17 protein-coding genes, 1 pseudogene and 1 riboswitch are annotated in these 18,320 nt (G+C 70.6%); of the genes and pseudogenes, 7 read left to right on the top strand and 11 right to left on the bottom strand.

What is annotated here, in order from left to right:
* The 7 genes and pseudogenes from HF576_RS08125 to HF576_RS08155 all read right to left on the bottom strand — a co-directional run bounded on the left by HF576_RS08125 (window position 1) and on the right by HF576_RS08155 (window position 7,743).
* Complete coding sequence (locus HF576_RS08125) at window positions 1-1,509, bottom strand: FAD-dependent oxidoreductase (protein ID WP_168912308.1); 1,509 nt, start codon at window positions 1,507-1,509, stop codon at window positions 1-3.
* Window positions 1,510-1,711: 202 nt separating this feature from the next.
* The gene (locus tag HF576_RS08130; RefSeq protein WP_168912309.1) at window positions 1,712-3,283 is read right to left on the bottom strand and encodes a M20/M25/M40 family metallo-hydrolase; all 1,572 of its coding nucleotides are present in this window, start codon (window positions 3,281-3,283) and stop codon (window positions 1,712-1,714) included.
* Between the two features lie 162 nt (window positions 3,284-3,445).
* The gene (locus HF576_RS08135; protein WP_168912310.1) at window positions 3,446-3,766 is read right to left on the bottom strand and encodes a DMT family transporter; all 321 of its coding nucleotides are present in this window, start codon (window positions 3,764-3,766) and stop codon (window positions 3,446-3,448) included.
* 10 nt (window positions 3,767-3,776) lie between these two features.
* Window positions 3,777-3,841: riboswitch (guanidine-III (ykkC-III) riboswitch) on the bottom strand.
* Between the two features lie 41 nt (window positions 3,842-3,882).
* Complete coding sequence (locus HF576_RS08140) at window positions 3,883-4,779, bottom strand: CPBP family intramembrane glutamic endopeptidase (protein ID WP_168912311.1); 897 nt, start codon at window positions 4,777-4,779, stop codon at window positions 3,883-3,885.
* A gap of 19 nt (window positions 4,780-4,798) precedes the next feature.
* Window positions 4,799-6,096, bottom strand: a pseudogene (locus tag HF576_RS08145) (MFS transporter); the annotation flags it as partial.
* Window positions 6,097-6,132: 36 nt separating this feature from the next.
* The gene (gene trmB, locus HF576_RS08150; protein ID WP_240948822.1) at window positions 6,133-6,798 is read right to left on the bottom strand and encodes a tRNA (guanosine(46)-N7)-methyltransferase TrmB; all 666 of its coding nucleotides are present in this window, start codon (window positions 6,796-6,798) and stop codon (window positions 6,133-6,135) included.
* 102 nt (window positions 6,799-6,900) lie between these two features.
* Window positions 6,901-7,743, bottom strand: coding sequence for a DUF3097 family protein (locus HF576_RS08155; RefSeq protein ID WP_168912313.1), 843 nt, complete (start codon window positions 7,741-7,743; stop codon window positions 6,901-6,903).
* Between the two features lie 195 nt (window positions 7,744-7,938).
* On the opposite strand from HF576_RS08155, the gene HF576_RS08160 reads away from it, so the two are divergent.
* From HF576_RS08160 to HF576_RS08175, 4 genes are all read left to right on the top strand, one after another.
* Window positions 7,939-9,966, top strand: a complete 2,028-nt coding sequence (locus HF576_RS08160; RefSeq protein ID WP_168912314.1) for a TPM domain-containing protein — start codon at window positions 7,939-7,941, stop codon at window positions 9,964-9,966.
* A gap of 106 nt (window positions 9,967-10,072) precedes the next feature.
* A complete protein-coding gene (locus HF576_RS08165; protein ID WP_168912315.1) occupies window positions 10,073-10,810 on the top strand; it encodes a PspA/IM30 family protein in 738 nt (245 codons plus the stop codon).
* A 90-nt stretch (window positions 10,811-10,900) separates the two neighbouring features.
* Window positions 10,901-11,722: an arginase family protein gene (locus HF576_RS08170; protein WP_168912316.1), complete on the top strand. Its 822-nt coding sequence runs from the start codon at window positions 10,901-10,903 to the stop codon at window positions 11,720-11,722.
* Window positions 11,719-12,177 (top strand): Fe-S oxidoreductase, encoded by a 459-nt coding sequence (locus tag HF576_RS08175; RefSeq protein WP_168912317.1) that lies wholly within the window; start codon window positions 11,719-11,721, stop codon window positions 12,175-12,177. Before HF576_RS08170 ends, HF576_RS08175 begins: the two co-directional genes overlap by 4 nt.
* On the opposite strand, the gene HF576_RS08180 is transcribed toward HF576_RS08175, so the two are convergent.
* The 4 genes from HF576_RS08180 to HF576_RS08195 all read right to left on the bottom strand — a co-directional run bounded on the left by HF576_RS08180 (window position 12,153) and on the right by HF576_RS08195 (window position 14,593).
* Complete coding sequence (locus HF576_RS08180) at window positions 12,153-12,719, bottom strand: hypothetical protein (RefSeq protein WP_168912318.1); 567 nt, start codon at window positions 12,717-12,719, stop codon at window positions 12,153-12,155. The genes HF576_RS08175 and HF576_RS08180 overlap by 25 nt on opposite strands.
* 70 nt (window positions 12,720-12,789) lie before the next feature.
* Window positions 12,790-13,266 (bottom strand): SIP domain-containing protein, encoded by a 477-nt coding sequence (locus tag HF576_RS08185; RefSeq protein WP_168912319.1) that lies wholly within the window; start codon window positions 13,264-13,266, stop codon window positions 12,790-12,792.
* Window positions 13,267-13,337: 71 nt separating this feature from the next.
* Window positions 13,338-14,087, bottom strand: coding sequence for a tyrosine-protein phosphatase (locus HF576_RS08190; RefSeq protein WP_343234209.1), 750 nt, complete (start codon window positions 14,085-14,087; stop codon window positions 13,338-13,340).
* Window positions 14,084-14,593 (bottom strand): carboxymuconolactone decarboxylase family protein, encoded by a 510-nt coding sequence (locus HF576_RS08195; protein WP_168912320.1) that lies wholly within the window; start codon window positions 14,591-14,593, stop codon window positions 14,084-14,086. The genes HF576_RS08190 and HF576_RS08195 overlap by 4 nt, the downstream gene beginning before the upstream one ends.
* A 63-nt stretch (window positions 14,594-14,656) precedes the next feature.
* Here HF576_RS08195 and HF576_RS08200 point away from each other — a divergent pair, with 63 nt between their 5' ends.
* The 3 genes from HF576_RS08200 (at window position 14,657) to HF576_RS08210 (ending at window position 18,261) form a co-directional block, all read left to right on the top strand.
* Window positions 14,657-15,661 (top strand): alpha/beta fold hydrolase, encoded by a 1,005-nt coding sequence (locus tag HF576_RS08200; RefSeq protein WP_343234210.1) that lies wholly within the window; start codon window positions 14,657-14,659, stop codon window positions 15,659-15,661.
* Between the two features lie 141 nt (window positions 15,662-15,802).
* Window positions 15,803-17,314, top strand: coding sequence for an ABC transporter substrate-binding protein (locus HF576_RS08205; protein WP_168912322.1), 1,512 nt, complete (start codon window positions 15,803-15,805; stop codon window positions 17,312-17,314).
* The gene (locus tag HF576_RS08210) at window positions 17,311-18,261 is read left to right on the top strand and encodes an ABC transporter permease subunit (protein WP_168912323.1); all 951 of its coding nucleotides are present in this window, start codon (window positions 17,311-17,313) and stop codon (window positions 18,259-18,261) included. Before HF576_RS08205 ends, HF576_RS08210 begins: the two co-directional genes overlap by 4 nt.
* Window positions 18,262-18,320 lie beyond the last annotated feature (59 nt).

Raw genomic sequence — 18,320 nt, forward strand, 5'->3', positions numbered from 1 at the left:
TCACTCCTCGGCGACCGCGAGCCGGTCGACCGCAGGCCCCTCCAGCACTTCTCCGTCCGGAGTGAACCGCGAGCCGTGCAGTGGGCAGTCCCAGCTGCACTCGGCATCGTTCCAGGTGAGGATGCCGCCGAGATGTGTGCACACGGCGGACCGGCGACGCGTGACCCCGCCGACGGTGGACTCCGCGACAGGCGACATGCCACGCCGCACCACGCGTCCGGCCCCCTCGGCGGGCGGTTCGGGCGGCGTGGCCGCGATGCCGCTGCGCACCCAGTCGGCGACCAGATGCCCGCCGACGGAGGCATTCGCCTGCACGGTCTCGCCGACATCCGGCAGGCTCGCGTGGTGCTCATCCAGAGCCACACCCCAGGCCGGCGGGTCGCCCTGCAGCCGGCCGGCGATGCGCAGAGCCGAGGCCACCGCGTTGGTCATTCCCCACTTGTCATAGCCGGTCGCGGCGAACACGCGGCCCCCACTTCGCGGCAGCACGCCGGCGAAGGGCAGATGGGTCACGCTGCGATAGTCCTGCGCCGCCCACCACGTGCGCCGGATCGCCCCGGGCCAGTTGTCCGAGACCCAGTCGTCGAGCTCGGTCAGCAGCGGTCCGGTGCTCTCGGCGCGCCCGGTCGGGTGTGCGCCGCCTCCGACGATGAGCATCGGCGCTCCGTCGACGACGTCGCACCGCAGCGAGCGGGACGGTTCGTCCACCGAGAGGAACATGCCCGTCGGAGCCTTCGCCCCGGTCGGCAGACGGTAGGCGGCGGCGAACGACCGCGACGGCACGAGCTTGGCGAACAGCAACCCGCGATCGAGAACGGATGCCCCGGTCGCGAGCGCGAGCGTCGCGCAGTGCACGTCACCCCGGCGCGTGCGCACGACGACGCCGTGGTCTTCGACGTCCACGTCGGTCATGCGGCACCCGGTGATGATCGGCACCCCGCCGTCCCGCAGGCGCCGCGCCAGTTCGCGCAGCAGCAAGAGCGGGTGCAGCTTGTACTGCCCCTCGAGTCGCAGCGCCGCCCGTACCGCGAAGGGCAGGCCGAGCTCGGCCGGCGACGGGTTCTCGACCCATCCCACATCGAGCCCCGCCGCGACCGAGGCATCGCCCTCACGGTGCAGGGTCTGGACGCCCTGCTCCGACGCCGCGTACGTGATCGCAGTGTCGGGCGTCACCACTCCGGAGACCGCCTCGAACTCGGCGGTCACCCACTCCTGCGCGGCGCGATTGGACTCGACATAAGCCCGCAGCGTGTCGTCGCCGGCGTGCGCGCGGATCCCCGACAGCACCTTGCCCTGCAGCAGGCTGAGCTTTCCCGTGGTGTTCCCCGTCGTGACGGCGCCCACCGACCGGGCCTCGATGACGGCGACGCGCCGCCCTGCGCGGTGCAGCATCCACGCGAGCGCGAGACCGGTGAGTCCCGCGCCGGCGACGAGCACGTCGGTGCGCGCCGGCGGCGCGGAGCGATCATCGGGGACGCGTGGTGCCGTCTGCGTCCAGAGCGATTCCATGCGATTCTCCTCGCGTCCGTGGCATCCGCCGGGGAGCCCATCGCGAAGCGCGCGGAGGCCCCGTCCTTACAGCCTGCTCGCTCGGCGCGCGAGCCGCGACGGGGTTGACACCCGATCCGGCCGCCGGTAACCGCCCGCACGCGACGATCGCCCCGGTGCGCCGCACCGGGGCGTTCGTCGGGCGATCAGAGTGACGTTCGCATCACTCAGCGAAGCGGTTCTTCATCGCATTCGCATTGGCGTTGCCGTGCGACTTGCCCGGCGAGGACACCCCGTTGACCGTCGAGGTGTCGAACGCGAACGTCAGCACGGCGGCGGCCACGGCATCCGCGTTCACATCCAGCGCGTACGTGTTGACGTTGCCGACGAGGTCGTAGTCCTCGGCAAGCAGCGCGTACAGCGCCTCGTCCTGACCCTCGCCGGTGAGGTTGTCGCACGCGGCGTGGTAGCACGGGTCGTAGGAAGCGCCCGCGACGCCGCCGTACACCTCGGCCTCGGCGACGGTCTTCTCGACCTCCGCGCCGGTGAACAGGCCCCCGGCCGGGACGCCCACGGCGATGAAGGGGCCGTAGTCGCTCCGACCCGAGAACTCGCTGTCCTGGAACGGCTCGCCGCGGTCGGTGTAGAACTGCTCGAAGACGTCCTCGATCTGGGCCGAGCCCTCGGGGATGAAGCCCTCTTCGGCGGTGCCGCCGGAGTTGTCGCCGTCGTAGATTCCGAACATGTAGTTCGGCGAGCCGATCATGTCGAAGTTGAGGTACAGGGCGAGGTCGGCGATCTGCTCCTCCGACAGGTTCGCCACGTAGTGCTCCGAACCGAGCAGGCCGCTCTCTTCGGCGCCCCACCAGGCGAAGCGCACGGTGTTGTTCGGCTTGACCTTCTGCATCTGGATCGCGGTCTCGAGCAGTCCGGCACTGCCGGTGCCGTTGTCGTTGATCCCCGCGCCGTCCTGCACGCTGTCGAGGTGGGCGCCTGCCATCACGGTGTTGGAATCGTCGCCGGCCGCCGTCTCGGCGAAGACGTTGTAGGTCGTGCGGATGTCGGCGTCGTAGTCGACCGTCACGGTGACCGTGGCCCCCGGGGTGGTGGCAAGGTCGGCACCGGCCGAGTACGTCGCGAACACTGCGGGGATGGTGAGGCCGGTCGCGTCGCCGATCATGCCGACGAGGCTGTCGTCACCGGTGTTGTTCATGATGATGACGCCGGCCGCACCGGCTGCCTGGGCGTTGACGGCCTTCACGGCGAAGCCGCAGCCGCCGCGCTGGATCAGTGCGATCGAGCCCGCGGGGAATCCGGCGAAGTCGGCGGCCGTGCAGCCGCCCGTGTTGTCGGGCGAGGGCAGGTCGACCGGCACGAGCGGCGCCGTCGCCGTCCCCTCGGGGCTGCCGGTGTCGAACTCGTTCCGCACGAAGTCGTCGCCGTCGACGAAGGTCCTCGGATTCGGCGAGACGCGGATGAGCGCGTTGTTCTCGTCGAAGTACTCGAATTCGAACTCCTGCACCTCCGGCGCGTACCCGGCCTGCTCGAGCTGCTCGACGACGTAGTCGACGGATGCGGCATAACCGGGCCTGCCCGAGGCGCGGTCGCCGTGCTCGTCGGCGATGGCCTGGAACGCCTCGAGATGCTGCATCACCCCGTCGAGCGTCACCGCCTTCGTGATCTTGTCGACCGAGTTGTTGTTCGGTCCGGCGTAGGCGGGTGTCGCGAGTACGACGCTCGCACCGAGTGCCGCCGCGGTGGCGATGGCCAGGGTGCGCCTGTTCCTGATCGGCATGGTTGTGCCCTCTCCGCCGACGACCCCTCTGGCGTCGGCTCTGGGCGGGATGCTTCCACAGCCCAGGCCTGAGCGCCAGACCCCGGGCGGGAACGTCATGCAAGCCTCATGTGGCTCACGCGGACGGAAGCGGGCGGATGCCGTACGGCATCCGCCCCGCCGTCAGTCGTGGCTGACGAGCTTGAGGCCCACGATGCAGCCGACGAGGCCGAGGATGAGCAGCGTCTTGACGATCGAGAAATCCTCGTCACCGGTGATCATCGCGTAGACGACGGTGAGCGACGCGCCGATGCCCACCCAGACCGCGTAGGCGGTGCCGGTCGAGATGTCGCGCATGGCCCACGCGAGTCCGCCCATGCTGGCGACCAGGGCGACGCCGAAGACGACGCTCGGCCAGAGCTTGGTGAAGCCCTCGGACTTGCCGAGCGCGGTCGCCCACACGGCCTCGAGGACGCCTGAGACGATGAGAATGATCCACGACATGAGTGTGCCTCCTGGCCAGTCTTGTCGCTCACCGGGTACTGAACCCTCGTCCGGGGACCCGGTCGGGATCCGGTTTTCAGGCTACCCGACGGCCCTGGGCAGGGCCTGGGCAGCGGTCACACCAGGAACAGTCCGTCGAGCAGCCCGGGATTGTGGGCGTGGACGAGCACCAGGAAGACGACGGCGTCGAAGAGCAGGTGCACCGTGACCACGTAGGCGAGCGAGCGGGTCTTGAAGAAGATGAACCCCTGCAGCAGCGCGAACGGGATCGTCAGCAGAGGCCCCCACTCGCGATACCCCAGCTCCCACAGGAACGACACGAACACGATCGCCTGCAGAGCGTTGGCCTGCCAGTCCGGGAAGTGCCGTCGCAGCAGCGCGAAGCAGGTGCAGATGAAGAACAGCTCGTCCCAGATGCCGACCGCCCCCACCCCCACGAACAGCCTCGCGATGAGGTCGGGAGTGTCGACGACCGGCCAGTTCTGGTAGACGCCCGACGTGATGAAGTAGAACGGCAGGATCAGCCATCCGAGCACGAGCACGGCGACCAGCCAAGTCCACTGGAACGTCGTCCAGCGCCCGCCGCCTCGCCAGGGGAATCGGATCGCGTGATCGCGGTAGACCCAGCGCGAGATCACGTAGGGCACCGCGACCGCTCCCCCGAGGGCGACGGCGAACCTCAGGAACGCGAGGTTGTCGAGCTGCGCCTCGAGCGGGATCGCACTCACGATGAGCAGGCCGACAGCGATCAGCGACAGGTCCCGCAACAGCGAGGGATTGCGGATGCCGGTGGCCGCGGCATCCGCCATCCCCACGCCTTCGGCGACGGCACTTCGACCGCGCTCGAGAAGCAGGGCCACCAGCAACCCTGCCGCCAGGAGAGCCCAACCCAGCCAGGGGATGCGTGCCACGAAGAACGCGGGTGCGGCCAGGCACACCAGCAGGGCCGGTGCCAGACGCCAGGACCATGCGGGGCGCGCCAGGACCGGGGCGGCTGCGGGGTGTGCGGGCATGCGTGTCGCTGCTTTCGGATCAGTGGTCGAGCGGGTGGTCGATCTCATCCTTCGCCATGCGCGCGACCACATACGCGATCGCGCCGAGGAACAGCGGGATGACTCCGGCGGCGATGAAGATCGTCTCGATCGGCACGACCTCCGCGAGCGGCCCCGCAAGGGCCATCGACAGCGGCATGAGGGCGAGCGAGACGAAGAAGTCGAGGCTCGAGATACGGCCCAGCATGTGCCGTGGCACGCGGCGCTGGAGCAGGGTTCCCCAGATCACGTTCCCGTAGCTGAAGCCGAAGCCGACGAGGAAGAGGCACAGTGCCATCAGCCAGTACTCGTGCGTGATGCCCACGACGGCGAACGGCAGCGTGCTGACGCCCCACACGCCGATCATCACGGTGAGGTAGCGACGGGGCAGCCTCATGGATGACACCACGATCGACCCGACCACGCCCCCGATTCCGTAGATCGCCAGCAGGAATCCGAACCACCGAGGGTCTTCGCCGATCCGATCCCGTGTGATGAACGGCAGCAGCACCTCCTCGGGCCCGAGGAAGACCAGCACCCAGCCGGTGGCGAACAGCAGGGTCCACAGCAGCCACGGGGTGCGGACCGTGAACACGACCGCTTCGCGCAGGTCGTGGAAGACGCCCCGCACTCCTTCGGGTGTCTCATGCGCCTCATCCGCAGGGTTCTGATCGGCACCGGACGGCGGCTCGGGACGGACGAAGAGCAGCAGCACCAGCGCGACGGCGTGGGCGGCGACGACACCCCACGCCGCATGCGCAGGGGCGAGCACGGCCGCGACGATCATGCCGGCGGCGGCGGGCCCGGCCGCCTGCTGCAGCGCGGGCCTGATCGCTCCCTCGAGCCCGTTGGCGGCCAGCAGCTGAGCCGGGGGCAGGATCCGCGGCAGGATCGCGCTGTAGGCCGGAAAGAAGAACCCCGCCCCGGCGCCCAGCACGAAGGCGACGATCACGAGGTGCGGGATCGTCGCGACGCCGACCACGCCGGCGACCGCGACGGACGTGATGGCGAGCAGGTTCACGACTTCGACGAGACGCAGCAGAAGCCGGCGCGGCACGCGGTCGGCCGCGATGCCACCGGGGATCGCGCACAGCAGCAGCCCCACCGCGTTGGCCGCGGCGACGGCCGACAGCTCGACCGGGCCGCCGCCGGCGTCGATCACGGTGTAGACCATCACCACGGCCCACATCCCCGCGCCGAAGATCGACAGTACGACCGCGCCGAAGAGCATGCGGAAGTCGCGGTGCGCGAGCGGCCGCACGAACCTCCAGCGGTCGCGAGGCCCCGCGGGCTCCGGCATGGGCACCGGTCCCGTCACCGGCCCCGGGACTCCGCTCATGTGCGGTCCGCGCGCCGATACGACAGGTCGCGGATGTCGCGACCCACGCGGGCGCCCTTGCGCTCGAAGGCGGTGAGCGCCCTCCGGTCGAAACGTGGCGCCCAGTCTCCGTCGAACGCCGGGACGTAGTCAGGTGCGCTGCCCATGACGGCCCGCATCTGCAGGGCGTAGTCCTCCCAGTCGGTGGCCAGGCGCAGCATCCCGCCGTCCTTGAGGGCTCTCGCCGCGATCGCGGCGAACTCCGGCGTCACGAGTCGTCGCTTGGTGTGCTTCTTCTTGTGCCACGGGTCAGGGAAGAAGACCCAGAGTTCGTCGACGGATGCCTCGGGCAGCAGGTGCTGCAGCACCTCCGGCGCGTTCGCCTCGACCAAGCGCAGGTTCTCGGCCCCGGCCCGCTCCGCGTCGAGCATGGTGCGGGCCAGACCCGCCCGGAACACCTCGATCGCGAGGAAGTCGGTTGCGGGATCCGACGTCGCCGCGTGGACGATGGCGTGGCCCTGCCCGGAGCCGATCTCGGCGACGAGCGGTGCCTCCCGGCCCCACACCGCGACGGGGTCGATCGTCGAGCCGGGCAGGATGCTGGTCGCTGCGGAGTCGCGCGGCGCGTCGATGACGTATCGCGGGGCGAGCTCGACCCACGCGCGCTCCTGTGCCTCGGACATGCGTCCGCTCCGGCGGACGAACGACACCGGTCGCTCGCGGAAGCGGCCAGGCTCGGGCGAGGTCGGGGCGGGGTCGGTCACCTCACCAGGCTACGCGGCGGGTCAGACGGGCTCGGTCACGAAGTCGATGAGCTCCTCGACGCGGCCGAGGAAGGCGGGCTCCAGGTCGCGGTAGGACTTCACCGAGGCGAGGATGCGCTGCCACGCGCGGGCGAGATCGGCCTGATCGCGCGCCGGCCAGCCGAGCGCGCGGCACACACCCACCTTGAACTCGATGCCGCGGGGCACCTCGGGCCAGCGCTCGATGCCGACCGCGCGCGGCGTGACGCACTGCCAGACGTCGATCCACGGGTGACCGACGATGAGCACGTGTGCGCCGTGCGGTCCGCGTGCGACGGCGTCGGCGATGCGGGACTCCTTCGAGTTCGGCACGAGGTGATCGACGAGCACGCCGTAGCGGCGCTGCCGCGAGGGCGGCTCTTCGCCGAGCGCAGCATCCAGCAGGTCGATGCCCTGCAGGTACTCCACCACGACGCCCTCGGCGCGCAGGTCGTCACCCCACACGCGTTCGACAAGCTCGGCGTCGTGCCGGCCCTCCACGAGGATGCGGCTCGCCCGGGCCGTCCGGGCACGCGTGTCGGCGGCGGCGAACGATCCCGACGCGGTGCGCCGCGGTCCGGTCTGGGCGGGCGCTGCGGCCGGGGCCACGAGGACGACGTCGCCGCCGTCGACCAGGAAGCCCGGACCGAGCGGGAACATGCGCCGCCGGCCATGACGGTCCTCGAGCTCGACCAGTCCCGACGACACCCCTACGACGGCGCCGCAGTATCCGTCGTCGGCGACCTCGACGACGAGATCGCGGGATGCCGCGACGCGGGGCAGTTCGCGCCGGCCATGGCCCTGCCATCCGGTCGCGAGCACATCGGCACCGTAGCGGTCGTTCATCGTCGTCCTCCGGATCGGAAACCCTACCGGCCCGGTGCGACCGATGCCCGGAGCGACCCGCCTCACCGCGAGACCCGGGCGGGGAGGTACGTTCTCGGCGAACACACATCCCCGGACGGTCGCGCAGGCTACCGTCGTATCACCGCGTCTGAATAGACTCGCGGGAGGGGAACCCGCTTCCCAGAGGGGTGATCGATGCGACGGCGACGGGCTGCAGCGTGGATGGCGGTCGCGGCAGTCGCGGCGACGATCTTCGGAGGCTCGGCCGCGGTGGCGACTCCCCCGGTGGCGCTCGGCTCGGGGTATGTGCTCGATGACGCAGGGGTGCTCTCCTCCGGAGAGGAATCGGCGGCCCAAGGACGCCTGGAACGGCTGAAGTCCGAGACCGGACTGGACCTGTGGGTCGTCTACGTCGATCAGTTCACGGATCCCGCGGCTGCGGCCGACTGGGCGAACCAGGCCGCCGAGGACAACGGGCTCGGCGTGACCCAGTACCTTCTCGCGGTGTCGACCGAGGGCCGGCAGTACTACCTCTCCGGCGACTCGGCCGGCCCGCTCACCGAGGAGCAGCTGGGCGCGATCGAGCAGGACCGGATCCAGCCGGCTCTGATGCGCGACGACTGGCTGGGCGCGGCGACGGCGGCGGCGGACGGCATCACCGCCGCCGAAGGCGGCGCGTCGGGCGGGAACGAGTCCGGTGCCGCGGGCGGTGCCTCATGGCTGACCTGGCTGCTCGTGGTCATCGTCGTGATCGTGGGCATCGTGCTGCTCGTGATGTTCCTGCGACGCCGGCGCAAGACGGGGTCGGTCGGGGCGGGTCCTGCCGGCGCTCCGCAGTTGAGCATCGAAGACCTGGAGCGACGCGCAGCCTCGCTGCTGGTCGAGACCGACGATGCTCTGAAGACGAGCGCCCAGGAGCTGGGGTTCGCCAGGGCGCAGTTCGGCGACGCGGCGACCGCCGAGTTCGAAGCCGCCCTCGCGACCGCGCAGCAGAACCTCGACGAGGCCTTCTCGCTCAAGCAGCAGCTCGACGACGCGACGCCGGATGCCGAAGCCGACACGCGCGCGTGGAACGAGCGCGTCATCGCGCTCTGCGAGGCGGCCAACGCCCTCCTCGACGAGAAGGCGGCTGCGTTCGACGAACTGCGCAAGCTCGAGCAGAACGCCCCCGAAGCGCTCGCACGCGTCCACGAGGAGCGCGCGAAAGCGGCCGAGGCACTCGACGAGGCAGTGCGGCGCCTGCAGACCCTGCAGTCCTCGTACGCAGCCGAAGCGCTGGCCACGGTCGCCGACAACCCGGAGCAGGCTCGCCAGCGGCTCGCGTTCGCCGACGAGCAGCTCACTGCCGCGCAGAGCGCCATCGGCGCGGGCAACGGAGGGCAGGCGGCTGTCGGCATCCGCGCCGCCGAAGAGGCCGTCGGCCAGGCGGAGCTGCTCGAGAAGGCGATCGACAAGCTCGCGACCGACCTGGCCGAAGGCGAGAGGAGCGCGACCGCGCTGGTCGCAGAACTAGAGAGCGACATCGCCGCGGCATCCGCCCTCCCCGACCCCGACGGTCGCGTCGCCGGCGTCATCGCCGCGACGCGGCAGCAGCTCGAAGCCGCCCGCGAGCACCTCACCGGCGCGGCGAAGCGACCCCTCGTCGCGCTGCAGAGCCTCGAGGCGGCGAACGCCCAGATCGACGCGCTGACGCAGGGCGTGCGGGATGCCGAGGCCAAAGCGCAGCGCGCACGCCAGATGGTCGGCCAGGTCATCCTGCAGGCACAGGCGCAGGTGTCGACGGCGGAGGACTACATCACCGCGCGGCGCGGTGCCGTCGGCGCCGAGGCGCGGACGAGGCTCGCGGAGGCGGGCGCCTCGCTGGCCCGCGCGCAGGCGATGCAGCAGAGCGACCCTGAGCAGGCGATGCAGCATGCGCAGCGTGCCGACCAGCTCGCCGGCCTCGCGATTCAGCTCGCCCAGGGAGATGTCGGCGCGTTCGGCGGTGCCGGGGGCGGCGGCGGCATGTTCGGCGGGGGCCAGTCGTCGGGCGGCGGTGGCATGCTGGGTGCCGTGCTCGGCGGAATCGTCTTGAACTCCATGCTCGGCGGCGGACGCTCGTCCGGCGGCTCGGGCGGCCTCGGCGGCATGTTCGGCGGCGGCTCGTCCGGCGGCGGCGGCTTCCGTCCCGGCAGCTTCGGCGGCGGCGGCACACGCGCCCGACGTGGAGGTGGTCGCTTCTGAGCCTGCGTGCACGACGAGGCGCACACGCCCCGAACCATCCCGCCGCGCAGGCCGCGGCATCCTGAACCCGAACACCACGACTCTGTCCGACAAGGAAGGAAATACGATGGCGAAGCAGTCCATCTTCGGTCGCATCTCGACCCTCATGAAGGCGAACATCAACGCGCTCCTCGACTCTGCCGAGGACCCGCAGAAGATGCTCGACCAGCTGGTGCGCGACTACACCAACTCGATCGCCGATGCCGAGTCGGCGATCGCCGAGACGATCGGCAACCTGCGTCTGCTCGAGCGCGACCACCAGGAAGACATCCAGGCGGCGAACGAGTGGGGCAGCAAGGCTCTCGCCGCCAGCCGCAAGGCCGACGAGCTGCGGACGGCCGGCAACACGACCGACGCCGACAAGTTCGACAATCTCGCGAAGATCGCGCTGCAGCGCCAGATCAGCGAAGAGAACGAGGCGAAGGCGATCGCGCCGACCATCGCCGCCCAGAACGAGGTCGTCGACAAGCTCAAAGACGGCCTCAACGGCATGAAGCAGAAGCTCGAGCAGCTCAAGTCCAAGCGGACAGAGCTGCTCGCGCGCTCCAAGGTCGCCGAGGCCCAGACCAAGGTGCACGACGCCGTCCGGTCGATCGACGTCCTCGACCCGACCAGCGAGCTCGGGCGGTTCGAAGACAAGGTCCGCCGGCAGGAGGCACTGGCCACCGGCAAGCAGGAGCTGGCGGCGTCGTCCCTGGACGCGCAGTTCAACCAGCTCGAGGACGTGGGCGAGCTCACCGAGGTCGAGGCGCGGCTGGCCGCGCTGAAGACCGGCGGCACGCCCCAGGCGGCCATCGGCAACTGAGCCGCGTGCGAACGGCATCGGGGCGTCGCGTCTTCGGACGCGGCGCCCCGACGCGTTCCGCGGCGGGTCGGCGTGCGGGAGGATGAGGGAATGACGCGATACCTGGTGGTGCCGCAGTGGCAGGGCAGTCCCTCGTCGCGCGCGATGCAGCTGATCGACGGAGCACAGGCGATCGCCGGCGACCTGCCCCGGTCGGCCACGACGATCCTCGACGTGCCGATGGAGGCCGGCGAAGGGCTCGGCAGCGGCATCCATCGCCTCAGCGCACTGCAGCGCGTGCGCTCGCTCGTCGCCGACGCGCTCGACGGCCACGACGAGCCGGTGCTGACGATCGGCGGCGACTGCGGCATCGCACTCGCGCCGATCGCGCACGCCGCGCGCCGTGCACCCGGCCTCGCGGTGGTGTGGATCGACGCGCACCCCGACCTCAACTCCCCCGAGTCCTCTCCGTCCGGCGCGTTCGCGGGCATGGTGCTGCGCGCCGTCCTCGGGGAAGGCGACCCCGGACTGCTGCTCGAGACGGGCATCGTGGCATCGGACCGCGTCGTGATCGGCGCGGCGCGGTCGTACGACGACGCTGAACTCGAGGCGGTCGCGAATCTCGGGATCGCGGCGCTCACCGTCGAGGCGCTGCGTGATCCGGACGCCCTCGCCACCGCCGTGGCCGCCACCGGCGCGGACGCGGTCTACATCCACATCGACATCGACGCGCTGGATCCCGCCGAGATCGCCGGGAACGCCCACCCCGAGCCCTTCGGCATCACGGTGTCGGAGCTCACGGCAGCGATCGGGCGACTGCGGGCGCTGCTGCCCCTCGCGGGCGCGTCGCTGGCGGGTTACTCCCCTGCCTCCGCGGTATCGGCCACCGACGACCTCGGTGCGATCCTGCGCGTCGTCGGAGCCCTGGCGTGAGTCCGCGCCCCGCCCCACCGGCGGGCTGGCGCGCGGTCGCCGAGCGCCGGGTCGAGCGCGGCCGGCGATTGGACCGGCTGATCCCGTCGTTTCTCCTGGACTCGCCGATCAGCCGCGTGGGCTACTGGTACGGCTGCACCGTGGGGTGGGTGTGGGGCTCGCTGTGGAGCACCGGCCGCGTCGAGAAGCGCGAAGGGCTGTGGGTCTTCCGGGGGATGCCGGAATGGGCCTTCCCCCGCGGCGGCGTGTGCGTCGGCGGATGCTTCCTCACCGGCGACGCCCGGATCTCACGCGCGCTGCTGCGCCACGAGGCGGTCCACAAACGGCAGTGGCAGCGCTACGGATTCCTCATGCCGTTGCTGTATCTGCTTGCGGGACGCGATCCCCTGCGCAATCGCTTCGAGATTGAGGCCGGCCTCGAAGACGGCAACTACGTGGCGCGCGGCACCGCCTGATCCTGCAGTGCGCGCCCGACCCGCAGCACCTGCCGACCGAGCGCGATCACGACGGCGAGCGGGAAGACGATCCAGAACAGGTTCGGCAGCACGGCGACCATGAGGAACCCCATGATGTCACCGCGCTCGAGCGACTGGCGTGTCATCTCGAGGCCGCTGGAGGCTTCGACGAGGAAGTAGATGACCGTCTTCCAGAACGTCGCCACCGTCACGATCAGCCCGACCACGACGCCCGACCAGCGTCTCGCGTGCAGCAGCGCCCACACGATCACGACGACCTCGACGAGGTTCGCCCAGCTCTGAGCACTGCCGAACGCGTCGAACTGTCCGTACCGGTGGTCGAAGGTGCCGTAGAAGACGTGGCCCGGCCACAGCGCCTCGAGCGGACCGCCCGCGTGCGAGAGCGGCCCCAGCAGCACGTAGCACGCGTCGTACGTCTGGATGACGGCCGAGACCGTGAGCCACACGATGACCCACGTCGGCATGCGCAGATCGCGCGGATCGGCGACGGACGACGGCGTGAGGGCAGCGGACTGCGTCATGGGCATGACTGTACCGATCGCTGCCGTCCAAGCCGGGGATCGACTCGGGTCCGACTCGTGCCGCGGAGGCTCAGTGCGTGACGGTGAGGCGGTACTGCTCGGGCGCATGGATCGCGTCGCGACGGATGCCCATCTCGATCAGGTGATCGAAGATGTCGGCGGTGCCGAGGAAGCCGCCCAGCAGGTGGATCCGCGTCTCATCGTCCTCGGTGCACAGCATCTCGTCGGCCCATGCCGTCACGGCGCGAGAGAGCGCCTCACCCGACGCGCAGCCGCGGCCGGTGCCGGGAGCGCCGCTGCGCTGCGAGCGGTCGAGCCACGTCACCACCATGCGACTCGGTGCGGTGATCTCGCCCTGCCATGAGGCATCCGGAATCTCGATGAACACCCGGCCCGTCGAGCAGATGGGCAGTGTCGCCAGCATCGCCTCGAGCTCGGCCAGCGAGGTCTCGTCGGCGGTGATCAGCTGCTGCACGCGCGTGTGACGCGACGAACGACAGGCGGATGCGCTGTGCTCGACCTTCTGGTGCTCGGTGATGTGGGCCATGACGGTTCCACTATACCCGCAATGAAGGGTTGCCTTACCTCAGCGTCACAGAACGGAACGATCGCGCCGGCTCACGACTCGCGCAGGAGCACGCGCCGCAGCTCGACGAGCTCGTCGTCGGCGAGACCGTGCGCGCGCAGATAGTCCGCCGCCGATCCGTAGCGATCGGCCACGCCGTCCAGCAGCGCGCGCATCACCGGAGCCGGGGACTTCGTCGCGAGATCCTCGAGATGCACCGCCTCCGGATGCATCGACCGAAGCAGCTCGACGATGCGACGATTCCGCGCCTGCGGCAGGAGCCCCTCGGTGCGGGCGTAATCGCCCACGACCGCTTCGGGGTCGACGCCAGCCGCGGCGAGGGTGAGGGCGACGGTGACGCCCGTGCGGTCCTTGCCCACGGTGCAGTGGACCAGCACCGGCTGGTCGGCCAGGATGCCCCGCACGACGTCGACGACGCCTGCCGACGAGTCCTCGATGAGCCGGCGGTACATCTCGTCCAGGCTGATGTCGTCGCGGAAGAACGACTCGACCGAGCCGAGGAAGAGCGGCACGCGCTGCGTCACGACCTCGATGCCGTCGATCCGGCTCGGTTCGTAACGCACCTCGTCGTCGGCGCGCAGGTCGATGATGCGCCGCAGCCGCAGGTCGGCGAGCGCGCGGGTCCCGTCCGCGTCGAGCCGCGCGAGGTTGCCCGACCGGTACAGCACACCGTGGCGCGTGACCGCCCGGCCCGCGGCCAGTCCGCCCACGTCGCGCAAGTTGACCGCGCCCGAGACCACCGGGTCGCCCGGCGGACCGCCCGGCCCGGAGAGGTCGGTCACCAGGCGGCGCCCGATGCCGCGTCGCGGTCCTCGCCGGCGAGGTCGTCGCGCGGCGGCACGCTGTACCGACCGGCGATCGCGATGCGGTTGAACGCGTTGATGGCGACGAGGATCCAGCTGAGCGCGACGTACTCCTGCTCGCTCAGCACTCCGCCGACGTGGTCGTACACCTCGTCGGACACGCCCTCGTCGTGGATGTAGACGTACGCCTCGGCAAGCTCCAGGCCCGCACGTTCGCGGTCGGAGAAGACGCCGGAATCGCGCCAGACCGGGATCTGCGCGAGAACGTCCGGCGTCACGCCGGCCGCGGTGGCACGCTCGACATGCACGCGCACGCAGTACGCGCAGCCGTTGAGCTGCGAGGTGTGGATCTGCACGATCTCTTTGAGCCGGTCATCGACGCCGTTCGCAGCGGCGAGCTCGCCCACGGTCTTCGACACGGCCGCGAGCGCCTTGTACGCCGGGGGCGCGGATCGCGACAGATGGACGCGGTGTTCTTCCGTCATGGCGCCAGACTACCCACGGTGGCGCCGGTCCGGGTCGTACGAGAGGTGCGGCACAATGAGCGGGTGAGCGAACCCATCGACGAGTTCTCCTTTCTCCCCGATCAGGCGTCCGAGGCGGGTGTCGACCGGCCGGTGCCGCGCGGCGAGCGACTGTCGCTGCGGCTGCCCGACGGGCGGACCCTGAGCGCCCTGCGCTACACGCCCGCTGGTGCGCCCGACGACGCCCCGGTCGTGACGTTCCTGCACGGCGCGGGCCTGAACGCCCACACGTGGGACACCACGATCCTCGGTCTCGGACTGCCGGCGCTGGCGATCGACCTTCCCGGCCACGGCGACTCGTCATGGCGGGACGACGCGGCCTACGTCGGCCGAGTGATGGCACCCGACATCGCCGCCGGGATGGAGGCGTGGACGCAGGCGCCCCAGGTGCTCGTCGGGCAGTCGCTCGGCGGCCTGACGGCCGCAGCAGTGGCCGCCTCGCGCCCGGAGCTCGTGCGTGAACTCGTCGTCATCGACATCACGCCGGGCCTCGACTCCAACGCCGGGCCGTCGCAGATCCGCGACTTCTTCGCCGGCCCGGTCGACTGGGCGTCCCGAGACGAGCTCGTCGACCGTGCTCTCGCGTTCGGTCTGGGCGGCGGCACGCGCCGCAGGGCCGAGCGCGGCGTGTTCTTCAACTCCCGGATCCGTCCTGACGGCCGGGTGGAATGGAAGCATCACTTCGCTCGCCTGGCCAACGCGATGGCGGATGCCGGCGCCGACGCCCCCACGGAGGCGCCCGCGTCGTCCGACGCGGTCGCGTCCGTGCTGGGCGAGGCGGGCTGGGAAGACCTTGCGGCGGTGACCGCGCCCACGACCCTGATCCGCGGCGAGCGCGGCTACGTCACGGACGACGACGCCGAGGAGTTCGCGCGACGTGTGCCCGGAGCATCCATCGTCGCCGTCCCCGCCGGGCACAACGTGCAGGAGGAGATCCCTCTCGAGCTCGGCGAGCGCCTGCGCACCGTGGCCACCACGCCCGGCCGGCCGCGACCGGCAAGCGCCGATCCACGCGGCAGCGCGTCTTAACGCTTCTATTGCGTTCCGGGTAGCGCTCGCCCGCACCCCGTCGCGATATCCCTAGGCTGGACTATCGCACCGGCCACGGCGATCCCCGATCACGTGCGCCCGTTCCTGCGCAGTCCACCGGATCCGTTCGAAAGGACCTCCATGCTCCGTCGCACCGTTCTCGCCGCGACCTCTCTGCTCGCCGCCGGCGTCCTCGCCCTGACCGCCTGCAGCGGCGGGAGCGAGCCGAGTGCGCCCACCGCGACGGGCGAGCCCGACCCCGACGCATCGGTGGCGATCCGGCTGGTGCTCGAGCCCAGCAACCTCGACATCCGGCAGACCGCAGGCGCCGCGCTGGACCAGATCCTGGTCGACAACATCTACCAGGGCCTTGTCGCGCGCACCCCCGAGCAGGACATCGTGCCGGCTCTCGCCAGCGAGTGGACGGTCTCGCCCGACGGCCTGACGTACACCTTCACGGTGCGGGAGGGCGTCACGTTCCACGACGGGCAGCCGCTGACGCCGCAGGACGTGGTGTGGTCGCTCACCACCCGCAAGAACACGCCGGAGTGGCGTGATTCCGCGCGTCTGGCCAATGTCACGACGATCGCCGCCGACGGGCAGGACGTCGTCCTCACGCTCGCCGAGCCCGACTCGAGCCTGCTGTGGAACCTCACGGGGCGCGCCGGGATCATCCTGAAAGAGGGCGACACCGTCGACTACCAGACGGCCGCGAACGGCACCGGACCCTTCGTGCTCGACGACTGGCGCGAGGGCGACAGCATCGTCTTCGTCCGCAACGACGCCTATTGGGGCGACACCGCCGGCGTGGCCGAAGTGGTCTTCGACTACATCCCCGACAACCAGGCCGCGCTCAACGCGGCCCTGGCCGGCGAGATCGACGTGGTGACCGGCTTCGACGCCACGCTCAAGGAACAGGTCGAAGAGACGGGCGACTTCGCCCTCGTGCTCGGCCAGTCCACCGACAAGGGCACCCTCGCCTTCAACCAGACCTCGGGCCCCCTCGCCGATCAGCGGGTGCGTCAGGCGATCCGCCAGGCCATCGACCACGACGCGTTCGTCGAGGCGCTCGGCGCCGGGCAGACCCAGTACGGGCCCATCCCCGAGCTCGACCCGGGCTATGAGGACCTCGCCGACGTCGCCCCGTACGACCCCGAGGCTGCCCGCGCGCTCCTCGAAGAGGCCGGCGAGGAGGATCTGGAGCTCACCCTCACGATCCCCAACTTCTACCCCACGACCATCCCCCAGATCCTGGTCTCGGATCTCAACGAGGTCGGCATCACGCTCGAGGTCGAGTCCGTCGACTTCCCCACGTGGCTCAACGACGTCTACACCAACCGGGACTACGAGCTGAGCTTCGTGCTGCACACCGAAGCGCGCGACTTCGAGAACTGGGCCAACCCGGAGTACTACTTCACCTACGACAACCCCGAGGTGCAGGACCTGTACGCGCAGTCCCTCGCGGCGACCGATGAGTCCGAGGCCGCCGACCTCCTCGCCGAGGCCGCGCAGCTGGTCTCAGAGGACGCTGCGGCCGACTGGCTGTACAACGGCGCCTCGGTCGTCGCGGTCGGCACTAGCATCTCGGGTATGCCCTCGATCAACGTGAACGAGCGCCTGAACCTCGCCGAGATCGCCAAGAGCAACGGGTGATCCGGTACACGCTGACCCGATTCGCCCTGCTTCTGCTCGGGCTGTTCGTCGCCAGCGTGGTGATCTTCCTGACCCTCCGGGTCCTCCCCGGCGACATCGCCCAGCTGATCGCCGGGGTCAACAGCACACCGGAACAGCTCGCCGCGGTCCGGGCGCGCCTCGGCCTGGATCGGCCGCTTCCCGAGCAGTACCTCGAGTGGATCGGCGGCGTACTGCGCGGAGACCTCGGCACCTCGCTGCTGACCGGGTCGCGCGTGGTGGACGAGCTCGCCGAGAAGGCCGAGGTGACCCTGCCCCTCGGCATCCTCTCCCTCCTGATCGCGGTGCTCATCAGCGTGCCTCTCGGAGTGCTCTCGGCTCTGCGTCGGGGCCGCCCTGACGGCACGGCACTGAGCGTAGGGGCGCAGACGCTGGCCGCGGTGCCCGTCGTGTGGGCGGGCATGATGCTCGTCGTCGTGTTCGCGGTGTGGCTCGGATGGCTGCCGGCCCAGGGATTCCCCCGAGCAGGCTGGCAGGAGCCGTGGGCCGCGCTGCGATCGCTGCTGCTGCCCGCGCTCACGATCGGGATCGTCGAGGGCGCGATGCTGTTGCGCTTCGTGCGCAGCGCGACGCTGCAGGCCGTCGGGCAGGACTTCGTCCGCACCGCCGCGGCGAAGGGCCTCACGCGCAACTCGGCTCTCATCCGGCACGGTCTGCCCGTCGTCGGCCTGTCGATCATCACGGTGCTCGGTCTGCAGGTCGCGGGCATCATCGTAGGCGCCGTCGTGATCGAACAGCTCTTCTCGCTGCCCGGCATCGGCCGCATGCTGGTGGCCGACGTGAGCGCGCGCGACCTGCCGAAGGTGCAGGGCGAACTGCTCGCGCTGACGGCGTTCGTGCTGATCGTCGGCTTCGTCGTCGACCTGGTGCATCGCGTCATCGACCCCCGGCAGCGGGAGGCGGCATGACTCGCCAGGACGGATCACCCGAGACCGTGAGGACGGATGCCGCCGCCCCGTCCCGACGC

The organism is Microbacterium salsuginis (genome assembly GCF_012524205.1).
Classification (GTDB): Bacteria; Actinomycetota; Actinomycetes; order Actinomycetales; family Microbacteriaceae; genus Microbacterium; species Microbacterium salsuginis.